The following is a 12,148-nucleotide window of genomic DNA, read 5'->3' as shown; positions in this document are numbered from 1 at the left end:
CTAGATATATCCCATTCTTTTGGCTATAGGTATTGAACGTTCATGAAGATATGCCTGTTCAGATTTCGTTAGCAGCGACTTATACTGCGTATTTGTGTTCTTTCGGATGACCCAATTCCGGACGCGTCTCTCGAAGCGCTCGTCGAAAGACAAATTAAGTTCAAGACATAAATCCTTAAAGAACACATCAGGATTCGAGACCATGTCTTCGTAATAAAGTTGTTTCAGTCTAAATTTTGTCAGATGTTCTCTACGATCCAGGACATCCTCCAGATGTTTTGAATACTCATCGATCAGTTCTATTACGGTCTTTTTATTCCGTTCAGTCGACTCATTGCGATAATGCCAATTCTGCTTAAAATAGGACATGATAATCGCCTTTGGTTCTCTATCGATCCATAGTACTATAGGGTCCTCAAAGAGACTATCAATGAAGTTCGCTCGAGATGCTCCTGTGAATTTGGTGATGAACCTATCCCCTGAAGCAAATGTTTGTATTTCTTTGAGACACTTTATGCACCTCTCGACCTCCTCCGGATCCACAAGCACCTGTTCTCCGGCGTTGAAATTTGAAAATTTGGATCGCCAGAAGTCATAGGCCTCATTCGGCTTCGGGAAATAGCGGTTCTTTCTCAAATTTCTTTCCAAAAATCCGATTCTTGTCAGTCGATTAAGAATCGAAAGTTCCGTGCATTTTGGATATTTATTGAGGTAACTGGAAATCCAATAGAAGTCCTGGTGAATGGAAAGGATGTTGTCTAACATCGTAGTTCCACTCCGTCCTGGGCCATGAATTACTATTGCGTGCTTGAGCTTCATCAGTAGATCGACTGGTCTAATATAATTGATCTGACTAAGATGCGACAAAAGTGTTATTCATGGTTAAAAAACCGCTTCGTATTTTTGTTTCGATTACATTTGTATAGAGGATTCTATTATGCAGTTACGGGCAGAAAATCTGATGAAGTCCTATAAAGGGCGTAAGGTGGTTAAAGGTATCTCCCTGGAGGTGAACCCAGGAGAGATCGTTGGACTCTTGGGACCAAATGGCGCCGGTAAAACCACTTCCTTTTATATGATCGTTGGGCTGATCAAACCCAATGGTGGTCAGATTTTTCTAAACGATACCGAGATCACCAAATTTCCCATGTACAAGCGGGCACAAAATGGGATCGGATACCTAGCCCAGGAAGCCTCGGTCTTCCGTAAACTCAGTATAGAGGACAATATTCTCAGTGTACTTCAGCTCACCAAGCTCTCCAAAAAGGAGCAAAACATGCGCATGGAAGCCCTGATAGAAGAGTTCGGGCTTGGACATATCCGAAAGAATCGCGGAGATCTGCTCAGCGGTGGTGAGAGACGACGAACGGAGATCGCTCGTGCCTTGGCTACCAGTCCTAATTTCATTCTGCTGGACGAACCTTTTGCTGGAGTAGACCCCATAGCCGTAGAGGATATCCAGCGAATTGTTGCCCAACTCAAGAACAAGAATATCGGGATACTTATCACAGACCACAATGTCCAGGAGACCTTGGCTATTACAGATCGTACATACCTGATGTTCGAAGGAAGTATATTGGAGCACGGTCAGCCAGAAGAACTAGCCGCCAATGAAATGGTCCGCAAGGTATACCTGGGACAGAACTTCGAGCTCAGAAAGAAGAAACTGGAATTCTAATCTCTCCAGAAGAGCGAGATCAGGATATAGAGCAGTATCAGTAAGGGTATCGCCAGGAACTTCAAGGCGATCAAAGCAATTACAGCAATAATCAAGAATATATAACGAACCTTATTGCTCGCCCAATCCCAACTCTTGAATTTCAGGGCGAAGATGGGGACTTCAGCGTTCATGATAAATGCCGAGAAAACCGTCAATCCTGCCAAAAAATAAGGATTGAAGACCCAATTCTCTACCTCCGGGCTGTATTGAAATTCGAAGATCAGCGGCATGCTCAAAATAAGCAAGGCATTTGCAGGTGTTGGTAAACCTATAAAGCCGGTAGTCTGCCGGGTATCTACATTGAATTTGGCCAGGCGATAGGCTGCACCCACCGTCACGATAAGACCAACAAATGGCAAATAATCCATCCAATAGGTCTTCCAGGGCTGATTGGAAACGAGGTCGAGGAAGGATCTCATCTCACCAAACAAGCCGATCTGAAACAACTGCACCATAACCAACCCCGGCACAAGGCCAGAGGTAATAACGTCTGCCAGGGAGTCGAATTCACGCCCTACATCAGACTGTGCATTCAGCAATCGGGCGGCCAAGCCGTCAAAGAAATCAAAAAAGATACCGAGGAAAACAAAGATGGCTGCCGCAACAAGATCTCCGGAAACGGCAAAGATAGCACCCAGACATCCGCACAATAAATTCAGGGTGGTGATCAGGTTAGGAAGTTGTTTGACCATAGAAAGGGTTGTAAGAGATAAAGGTAATCAAAGATTCCGGATCGCTTTCGGCACAATATGTAGCCAATTTTAAAGTTTAGTATTCTGTAAAATAGTCAGATATTTGCACAAAATTCTAAGCTTGAAAAAGAGGTTATTCCTGGCATTACTGCTGTTTTCTGCCCTCCTTCATGCCCAGACCACCCGTAAGTATTCCAACGAATTCATGAATATCGGGGTGGATGCTGCTGCATTTGGTATGGCCAATGCCGTGATTGCCTCTTCATCTAATGTGAATTCTGGCTATTGGAACCCAGCCGGTTTGGTCAATCTAGAGGACAATCAACTCGCCTTGATGCACGCCTCCTATTTTGCCAACATTGCCAATTATGATTACGGTGCATTTGCCATGCCATTGGACGATCAGTCTGCCATAGCCTTGTCCGTGATCCGATTCGGTGTAGACGATATACTGAATACGACCCAGTTGATCGACGAGCAGGGTAATATCGATTATAACCGCATCAGTCTCTTTTCCACTGCAGATTATGGAATCACCTTCTCCTATGCGCGTCGGCTACCTTTGGAAGGATTGGATCTGGGTGTGAATGCAAAAGTGATCAGACGGATCATAGGGGACTTTGCCTCCTCGTGGGGATTCGGACTGGATGCAGGGCTTCAATATAGAACGGGTAATGACTGGATGTTCGGGGTCATGGTCAGGGACATCACGACCACCTTCAATGCCTGGACCATAGACGAGGATGAATTTGCCACTATCCAGAATGCTGTACCCGGTCAAAACCAAGAATTACCGGAAACCACAGAGATAACTATCCCTAAGCTTCAATTGGGGATGGGTAAGAAGTGGGTTTTCCACTACGACTTTGCCCTGCTTGCGGAGGTTGATCTGAACTTTCGATTTGCAGAGACCAACGATATTATTTCCAGCTCTTTCGCAAGTATTACCCCTGCCGTAGGTTTGGAATTTGGTTATATCGACATGATATTTGTACGAGGAGGGGTCGGGAACTTCCAAAATATCACCCAATTAGATGGCAGTGATTCCGTTGGATTTCAACCCAATATCGGGGTTGGTTTTAAGTACAAAGGAATTGCCATAGACTATGCCCTTACGGATATCGGCGATCAAAGCGCTGCCTTGTACTCCAATGTATTTTCGCTTACCTTGGACTGGAGTATTTTCCGATGAGACAACAACTTACACTACTCCTTAGTACATTCCTCATCCTCTTCAGTGCAGGAGTACACGCCCAGAAGGAGGTTAATTTTGCAGACCCCAAGATCTCCCTGATCACTGTTGGGCCTGGAAAGAATCTGTATGACAAATTTGGCCATACAGGCATCCGTTTACAAGATGGCGATCTGGACATCGTATTCAATTACGGCAGCTACGATTTTGACACTCCTAACTTTTACCTGAAGTTCGCCCAAGGGCAAATGATGTACAAGGTGACCACCAACTACTTTGAGTCCTTTCTAAACTTTTACAAGGGAGAGAATAGATGGGTTAAGGAACAGGTACTTCTGCTCTCACCTGAGGAGAAATCGAAAATGATGGATTTCCTGAGGGAGAACATCAAACCTGAGAATTCCCGGTATCGCTATGACTTCTTTTACGACAACTGCGCTACCAAACCGCGGGATGTGATCTTTAAAGGCCGAGAAAGCTTGGTGACCATCGATGAGTCCTATGCTTCGGATGGTCTTACATTCCGGCAATTGATTCAGCAAAATGTACATTGGAATACCTGGGGTAGTATGGGAATGGACCTGGGTATAGGTGCAGTAACAGATAGAGTAGCCACTGCCTGGGAGTATCAATTTCTGCCCGAATATGTTTCACAAGCCGTGGCAGGTGCCCAAATGACTGTGGATGGACGAGAAGTTCCCTTGGCCGGTGCCTCCAGGATGCTTTTCGAGAATGAACCTGTTGAGGACGGTGCTAACTTTTTACTGAGTCCGTTGTTGCTCTTCATTCTGATTGGGGGGTTGATCATATGGGTGACTTGGAAGGACACCTCCAATGGACGCCGTAGTCGATGGCTGGATATATCGATCATGGGACTCACTGGCATTGTTGGGGTCATATTGATGCTGTTGTGGTTTGCCACCGAACATTCTACCACAGCCAACAACTACAATCTGCTTTGGGCCTCTCCATTGTCCCTGATCGCCCTCTGGCCGCTTACCAAGATGCAACCACCTCGCTGGTGTCGTAGATACATCGCGTTCTTACTTTTGATGGGAGTATTGATGATCATCCATTGGCTAACCGGCGTGCAGGAATTTGCGCTTTCATTAATTCCCCTATTTCTGGCATTGGGGTATCGCTATCTCTACCTGTTCCTGGTACTTCCTAAATAGTTATTGCCCCCTGAAGAAGATAATGGTGCTCAGTGTTTTAAAAACGATGCTGATGTCCAAAAACAGACTGCGATGCTTGATGTAATAAAGATCGTACTGTAGTTTCTCCAAGGAGTCTTCCTGGGACTCTCCGTACTTCGCATTAACCTGGGCCCAACCGGTGACACCTGGCTTAACCAAGTGGCGAACTTCATAAAAAGGAATGCTCTGGGACAATTCTTTGACAAATACCGGGCGTTCTGGACGTGGGCCGATCACACTCATATCCCCTTTGATCACATTGATGAATTGTGGGATCTCATCAAATCGGGAACGCCTAAGAAAACGACCAAATTTGGTGACCCGATGATCCCGCTTACCAGCAAATTGAGCTCCGTCCTTCTCCGCATCCACCACCATAGAACGCAGTTTATAGATCTTAAAATGCGCACCATTGCGACCGACACGTTCCTGGGTGTAAAAAATGGGGCCTCGATTTCCGATTAAATTCCCAACTAGCACTATCGGGCTGATCAGCAGGCCAAATACCAGACCGAATAATGAAAATAACAGGTCCAATATGCGATGAAAGAAGAGGTATAACTTATTCTGGTTGGATCTACTAAACGGGAAATATCGATAGAAATCCTTATCCACATGTTGTACTGGAACACGATGGGTGATCTCTTCATACACTTGAGTGTATTCTCGAATGGAGACTCCTTTTTCCAATAAATTGATCAGGGTGTTGTACAACTTGACGGTCATTCCCCCATCCCATGGAGAAGCAACTACAACTTCTGAAACCTTATTTCCAGCCAGTAAAGGCTCAATTTCCTGTCTACGGTACTCTGTGATACCGTGCTCGTCTGAAGGCGAATAGGGCCCTGTATTGACAAATCCCATCAATTTGTAATTCGGGTCAGATTTATACAAAGCTTCCCGAATTGACTCCAGGTCCCTGGAATCGCAGATCAGTAAGACTTCCTTGTAAAATCGGGCGGCACTGATCAAGGTGATATAGGCATAGCGCCAGCCAAACAAGGCCACATTGATGGCAATGTAGAAATAGACGATCTGCAAGCGATTGTCTGGTAGGACTGGTGTTAGGAAGGGGGTCAGCAGGTAGACCAGCACGGTAACCGAGGAAGTAAGGATCACATTCTGGACCACTACTTCAAAACGTCCGGCTTTTTGCAGATCGTATAACTCGAAGATGGTTCCAAAGACAATGAGGTAGAAGCCCAACACAGCCGACCACAGCCAGTTATCCGCGTTTATCTTGAAATAATCGAAATCGAAGAGGTTGCCTACTACAGATAAGACCAACAAAACACTGATCACATCGAAGATGCGTAAAAGTACTTTGCGTTCGGATATCTCAAAATGGATACTCGACTTAGCAGACATTGGGTAAGATTGGTGGGTTAAATTTAACAATTATTCCCTGAGCAAGGACTTCCATTCTTCCTGAACCTGGGACCAATCAAATCGTTTTATGATTTCACTAGCTTGTTCTTGTATTGAAGAAGCTCCGTCTGGGCTCTCCAATAACTGGCTCACTTGACTTGCCATGGCCTGAGCGTCGCCGTCAGGGACTAAATACCCTTCTTTACCATGTTCGATCAAATAAGGAATTCCTCCGACATTGGTAGACACTACGATCAATCCTAGAGTCATGGCCTCGATCACCGAAACAGGCATGTTGTCAAAGTGGGTTGTATTGATAAAAATATCATACGCTTGGGATAGTTCTATCCACTGCTCTTTTCCCAGCTTTCCGGTAAAGCGAACAGGTAGCTCCTTTTCTCTTGCATAGCGCTGACAGGAATAGAGGCTCCCATCCTTGTCAGGACCTACCATGCACAGCTCCACGGTAGGATATTTAACCATTAACTTCTCGACAACATCAAGTGCCATTTGAGGGTTGTAAATGGCTGCAAAAGAACGGACCCAGAGTAATCGGGGTCTCAACTGTGATCGATCTTTCCTGGGGTAATCGGATAAATTGATGAAGTTGGGAATAAGGTGCAATCTGTCAAATCCCGCTTCTTTAAACTGCTGGATCAAATAGGAAGACGGACTGACAATGATCTTGGCCTTACCGAAGAGATTCCTGGATGTCTTGGGGTTGGTAGAGAGCCGTTCCGGTAAGTTACCGCCATGCAGGTAAGGAATGTATGGGCACTTTCGAAATCGACAGATCCGGGCTACCCATACCGCATACCAAAAGTTGGTAGTGCTGTAGGTATCAATAAGTACAAGATTGCTGGCGGACGCAAATCGCCAGGTGGTCCAAAGCATGTCCAAAAGCCGGAGAAACTTATTCTCTTTTGAAGAGGCTGTAAGAACTTCAAAGCCCATGTCTTTCAGCCGTGGAGCCAGTCGATCTATAGTGGTCGGGGTCCTACCCTTGTCCGCTAATTGGTTGCCGATGTAAAGTAGCTTTCTTTTCACGATAAAGACTTAATAAGGCTAATCCATAGACGAATGCCGGAGCAGCAATCCGCATGGAGGAATGGTTGATGGTCAGGAACCAGAAGGCGATGAAGGGAAGCAAATAGGGATTGGAGCCATCCTTGAGAAATAGCACTGCTGGTGTGAATACTAACACAAATAATCCCAATAGTCCTGGTAAACCATGTTCCGACAATAATCTACTAATCTCATTATGCGTTGCTGATGTTTTCCCAGTTCTTTCCTGCCTTACTTCTTTCATTTTTCCCACACCTATACCAGTTAAGGGATAAGCATAGAATTCCTCCAACTCAGAATTGATTAATTCCAATCTACCTGTACTAAGGTCTTCCTGCTCACGCCCTGCCGCATCTTGGTTCAAATAGCGTTTATCAATAAATCCACCGGTAAAGAATGATGAAGCCAACCATGTTATCACCAAAAGTCCCCCAATGAGACTTAATTTGGGAATGGTGACCGCCTTATCCTTCGTACTGGCTCGCACAAAATAAATTATCAAAAAGATACCCGCGCAAACTGCGGCAGTCAATACCCCGCCCCTCGAGAAAGTAACAATAGCCCTGTAACTTAGAAATCCTAATAGAGCTAAATCGATCAAATTTAGGAATCGATGATTAATTATTAATAGACGTGTAAAAAGGACAAACATCCCCAATCCTAAGACTGTGGCTACCTGGTTTGGACCAAACCCACCTGAAGCTTGGAAATTAGATTCTGTACTAGTCAATACATCCCTCAAATCAGGAGTATAAAGAAAAAGATAAACAGTCATCCCGATCAATGGATATACGATATAGGTCAATATTTCAACCATTCGTCTCCAAGGGACCTTCCTTTGGTAGCAGTACAGGGCAGAAATAGCCAAGCAGGTAGGGCCGCTTAGGTTAAAACTGATTGCTTTAAATAATTCAGACCCATAGTTCAGATTAATAGCGGATAATATGATGCCTGGAAATAAGAGTAACAAAAACAGAACGAACGGCCAAGAACCTCTATGGAAACCCCGGTAAAACATACCGACTCCCAAAAACATAATCACTGCATACTTGGCGAATTCATAAGTAATGGCTCCGCCGGTCATTCGACTAAAAACCTCAAAACCCGTGATATAGGCGGCCGCATACAAAACCTCATCTTTGCGATTTCCGCGTATGAAAACTATTAAGAGGAAATAGAGAACTACCAGGGCCAGGTATAATTTACTAAAGCTCCTAAAGCTGTAAATTCCTAATCCGAGTCCTAAGTGAAAAAGGATCAACTGGATATGAGGTGTAATCTTATATTTTAGCACCTTTGCCATGGTAAATACTTTTCAATTGGGAATATATAGAATCAAAGGCATAATTCTTGGTTATATGACCACAGTAGCCCTTCCCCAATTGTTCTCCTTTGTCCAATTTTCCTTTCACTTTGATCATAGCATCAGCCAGGGTCCGGTGATCAGCAGGAGGAACCAAGCTACCAAAATCTCCAACTACCTCCCTACACTGACCCACATCCGTAGCAATAACAGCCAATCCTGCCATACCATACTCCAACAAGGCGAGTGGCAATCCCTCAGACAAGGAAGAGAGCACACCCAGATCGGCCTGTTTTAAAATGCCATGCACATTTTTCTGTGGCCCGTAAATATGAACTTTTAGTTCTTTTTCAGCAATAAAATCCCGAATGCTGTCCTCGTATTGGTCTCCCCAAAGCTTCCCAATCAGGTGAAGGCTTACTGCTTGCTCAGACTGAGACAAGTTTGCAAATGCCTTGACCAGATTCAAATGATCCTTTTGAGGCCGGAAATTGGCCAGACAAATAATGCGAAAAGTTTGGGGAAATTTAAGCTCCAGAGTTGGTTTCTTCTGTGTATTGGTCCAAACGAAATTATCCAACTGAATAACGCGCTTGCACTTCAAATTGGACTGGGCCCAGTTTCGCAGCTGATCATTAACGCTGATTATGGAATCGAATTTCGATGAACAAAACCGCAATACCATTGTTGGACGCTTGTCCAATTGTTCGCTCATCCCGTAATGATCGTGCCAGACGAGTCTCACGTTTCGCATCAGAAACTTGACCAGGTAGGCGCTAAAAAAACTACTGGAATGGGCATGGATCACATTTATATCATGCCGTTTTATATAGCGAGCCAATTTATTGACAGCCATGAGATCCCATGCACTTTTTTTCTTGAGTACAGTGAACTGAACGTCCGGGAGAATTTCATCCTCCAGGTCTCCGCCTTGTCGGGTTGCGATCAGATGGGATTCATAACCTGCCTCAGTAAGTGCATTGGACAGATTGACGGCCATGCGCTCCGCCCCTCCCGGTTCAAGGCTATCGATCAGCTGAAGTATTCTCATTTCAGGAGCTTTTGAATTTCGGCTTCAAAAAGGTCCATGGTGTATTGACGGGACCAGACACTACCTGCTTCAGACATAGTCTTCAGTCCTACAGGATCACTGATCAGTTTGGTTAATTCTGCACCATCGGAATTGACATCTCCGGTTATAATCAATCCTCTATTACCCTGATCCAGCATCCAAGGCACACAGGATACCGGTAATGCCACGGGAATACAGCCCCACCACATGGCTTCTGCCAATACCTTTGGCCAACCTTCAGATAAGGAGGGTAAAACTAAAAAATGGGCCGCCTTCAATTCCTCCTTCAATCGGTCTTGTGGAACATTGCCGTGCAATACTACACGCTCAGACAAGTCTTTAGTACTGATATATTTAGATAAGTCGTCATACTGCTCTCCATTTCCGAAATAATCCAATTTCCATTCCAGTTTCTTTCCCAGCGAGGACAGCAGTTTTATCACATAAAGGGGTTGCTTCCCGGCAGATAAGGTCCCTGCAAAAACAAACCTCCACGGCTGGTTATAGGCTCGTTGGGCGAGTATCTGCTTATCTGCATCCCTGTAGCTTGCCGTAAAGAACGGCTTGACGTTCACGGTTTGATCCGGCCAATCTCCATAGACCAATACTTGCATATTCTTGGTCAGATAGGTATTGGACAACAACCACTTCTGAATTCGATAGGATCTGGGTTGTTTGGCCAGAGGATCCCAATTGCCGGCATATTTGGCCGTTTTTGGTTTGGACGGGAAGCAAATTTGCACCAGAGCCGCCAATAAACCAATATTTCCTGGACATCTTAAATGTAAATGCTCTGCTTCTTTCATAGCCCGATAGATCCTGATTACTATTCCGGGGATCAACCAACAGGCACGTATGGCTTGCTTCAAATTGACCAGTGAAAATGCAGGGATCTTCGCCACTTTAATATCCACTCCCTCATACTGCAGATCGATACGGTCTTTAGCTTGCTTGACTGGAGCAACGATCAGGAATTGATCGGTAAACTTGGCCCAGCTATTCATTTCGCGGACGTATGGACCATATCCCCACCACCCTTCATCTGAACGGTAATGCGGTACATGTGTGAATATGGCCATTTTCATTGCAGTGGTCCGTTTTTCGTTTAGTTTGTCAGCTCAGAAGACTATTGTAGAATTCAAGATTCTGATCGAGTATCTTTCTTGGGTCATAGCGCTGCAGCACCGCCTGACGAGCCCTTTTTCCATGCGCTTTGGCTTCTTCCGGATTATTTATGTAAAAAAGGATTTGACGGGCAATATCTTCCGGTTCGTAGACATCGCAAAGTAATCCATCCACTCCGTGGTTAATTGTTTCAGGACCTGGGCCATATTTGGAGAATACCACTGGTTTTTCCAGGAGCATGGCCTCCAAGGACACCAATCCCTGAGTCTCCATGCGCGACGGAAAAACACAAACGCTGGCAGCTGCATAGTGTTCATTTAATTCCTCTCTGTTTACCTGACCATGAAAATGAACCCGAGCCATTTGACTTTCACTAAACACTGAACGCATTTCATCCATGTAGGACCGTCCGTCTGCGTAGAACCAATCTCTTCCGTAGCAATTCAATTGAATCTCGGGAAATTCTTCCGCTACAATTTGAATTGCCTCTATCAGCTCCTTGACCCCTTTTTTTTGGCATACTGTTCCGGCAAAAAGCACGGAATTAGTTTTCACTTGAACCGTTGGGATTTCGATGGAAGTATCGATGGCGGAAGGAATTACTTCAATTGGTCTGTTGTGGTAATTGAGATATTTGGCCGTATGCTGCTTTACATACTCGGAAACCGCGATGAAACCATCGGTCTTTGCAAATGACCGCTTTTCCATCCAGCCCTTTTTCCAGTTGATTCCCCGTTGTTCTGCCTCAGCAAAAAAATGGTGACCACCGTGCAGACGAATGTTCTTTTTCGCAGGATGTGAAGACTTGATAAAGGCCAGACCCAACTCGGCCGACTCGATTATATCTATATTGGTTTTTTTATGAATTTGCTCAAGTCTCTTATTTATTAGTCTGGCGTTATGGATAAAGTCCGGCATCCGACTTCTATTCCGAGGCAGCCTGATCAGTTGTACTCCTTGATCGTCCAGAATGACCTCCTCTTGGTCTTTCCCTGGCCCCAAAACGATGGCCTCGTGTCCGTTGGCCACCAAACTCCGACCAAATGTCTGCAGAAAGGTGCCTACGCCCCCGGAAGCCCAAAGCGGATATTCGTGAGAAAGAAATACGATTCTCATGCCAGTAAAACTTTTTGAATGTTCTGGGAAGCACCTGGGGTATTTATGGCCTGGTACCAATTGCCTATTTTCGTGAACTCACCAGCTTTTGCCTTATTCAGTAATTGTACAACTCCTTCTTTTTCATTCCACCACCATACGCAATCCTCAGAAGGCATTGATCTGAAGTGCTCGTATTGATAGACGGCCTTAACCGACCAATTTTTGGCATGTGGCTGGTCGTAATTAATGAAGATACAAGGCTTGTTGAACATGCCAAAATCGAAGGCCATGGTCGAGCCCAGATTGACCACCACATC

The 12,148-nt window shown here is 45.0% G+C and carries 12 protein-coding genes; 3 read left to right on the top strand and 9 right to left on the bottom strand.

Going from position 1 to position 12,148, the window contains the following annotated elements; genetic code table 11:
* Window positions 1–819, bottom strand: a complete 819-nt coding sequence (locus BST85_RS02510; RefSeq protein ID WP_146090627.1) for a sulfotransferase — start codon at window positions 817–819, stop codon at window positions 1–3.
* A gap of 118 nt (window positions 820–937) precedes the next feature.
* Here BST85_RS02510 and lptB point away from each other — a divergent pair, with 118 nt between their 5' ends.
* A complete protein-coding gene (gene lptB / locus BST85_RS02505; RefSeq protein ID WP_104811822.1) occupies window positions 938–1,678 on the top strand; it encodes an LPS export ABC transporter ATP-binding protein in 741 nt (246 codons plus the stop codon).
* On the opposite strand, the gene BST85_RS02500 is transcribed toward lptB, so the two are convergent.
* The gene (locus tag BST85_RS02500; RefSeq protein WP_104811821.1) at window positions 1,675–2,412 is read right to left on the bottom strand and encodes a CDP-alcohol phosphatidyltransferase family protein; all 738 of its coding nucleotides are present in this window, start codon (window positions 2,410–2,412) and stop codon (window positions 1,675–1,677) included. The two genes, lptB and BST85_RS02500, sit on opposite strands and share 4 nt — an antisense overlap.
* Before the next feature lie 121 nt (window positions 2,413–2,533).
* On the opposite strand from BST85_RS02500, the gene BST85_RS02495 reads away from it, so the two are divergent.
* The gene (locus BST85_RS02495) at window positions 2,534–3,604 is read left to right on the top strand and encodes a putative type IX sorting system protein PorV2 (protein WP_104811820.1); all 1,071 of its coding nucleotides are present in this window, start codon (window positions 2,534–2,536) and stop codon (window positions 3,602–3,604) included.
* Window positions 3,601–4,779 carry a lipoprotein N-acyltransferase Lnb domain-containing protein gene (locus BST85_RS02490; RefSeq protein WP_104811819.1) on the top strand — a complete coding sequence of 393 codons (1,179 nt, stop codon included), beginning with the start codon at window positions 3,601–3,603 and terminating at the stop codon, window positions 4,777–4,779. Before BST85_RS02495 ends, BST85_RS02490 begins: the two co-directional genes overlap by 4 nt.
* On the opposite strand, the gene BST85_RS02485 is transcribed toward BST85_RS02490, so the two are convergent.
* The 7 genes from BST85_RS02485 to BST85_RS02455 all read right to left on the bottom strand — a co-directional run bounded on the left by BST85_RS02485 (window position 4,780) and on the right by BST85_RS02455 (window position 12,145).
* Window positions 4,780–6,168: a sugar transferase gene (locus tag BST85_RS02485; RefSeq protein WP_104811818.1), complete on the bottom strand. Its 1,389-nt coding sequence runs from the start codon at window positions 6,166–6,168 to the stop codon at window positions 4,780–4,782.
* A gap of 30 nt (window positions 6,169–6,198) precedes the next feature.
* Entirely contained in the window at window positions 6,199–7,215 is a 1,017-nt protein-coding gene (locus BST85_RS02480) for a glycosyltransferase family 4 protein (protein WP_104811817.1), read from the bottom strand.
* On the bottom strand, window positions 7,166–8,362 hold the full coding sequence (locus tag BST85_RS02475; RefSeq protein WP_245917615.1) for an O-antigen ligase family protein: 1,197 nt from the start codon (window positions 8,360–8,362) through the stop codon (window positions 7,166–7,168). The genes BST85_RS02480 and BST85_RS02475 overlap by 50 nt, the downstream gene beginning before the upstream one ends.
* A gap of 151 nt (window positions 8,363–8,513) precedes the next feature.
* Window positions 8,514–9,587 (bottom strand): glycosyltransferase, encoded by a 1,074-nt coding sequence (locus tag BST85_RS02470; RefSeq protein ID WP_104811815.1) that lies wholly within the window; start codon window positions 9,585–9,587, stop codon window positions 8,514–8,516.
* A complete protein-coding gene (locus BST85_RS02465; protein ID WP_104811814.1) occupies window positions 9,584–10,693 on the bottom strand; it encodes a glycosyltransferase family 4 protein in 1,110 nt (369 codons plus the stop codon). Before BST85_RS02465 ends, BST85_RS02470 begins: the two co-directional genes overlap by 4 nt.
* A gap of 28 nt (window positions 10,694–10,721) precedes the next feature.
* Window positions 10,722–11,849 (bottom strand): glycosyltransferase family 4 protein, encoded by a 1,128-nt coding sequence (locus BST85_RS02460; protein ID WP_104811813.1) that lies wholly within the window; start codon window positions 11,847–11,849, stop codon window positions 10,722–10,724.
* Window positions 11,846–12,145: a hypothetical protein gene (locus tag BST85_RS02455; protein WP_146090626.1), complete on the bottom strand. Its 300-nt coding sequence runs from the start codon at window positions 12,143–12,145 to the stop codon at window positions 11,846–11,848. The genes BST85_RS02460 and BST85_RS02455 overlap by 4 nt, the downstream gene beginning before the upstream one ends.
* Window positions 12,146–12,148: the final 3 nt, after the last annotated feature.

Source organism: Aureitalea marina, assembly GCF_002943755.1.
In the GTDB taxonomy this organism is placed as follows: Bacteria; Bacteroidota; Bacteroidia; order Flavobacteriales; family Flavobacteriaceae; genus Aureitalea; species Aureitalea marina.
Note: the sequence above shows the minus strand (reverse complement) of the source record. Positions and strands in the feature narration are given on the sequence as shown.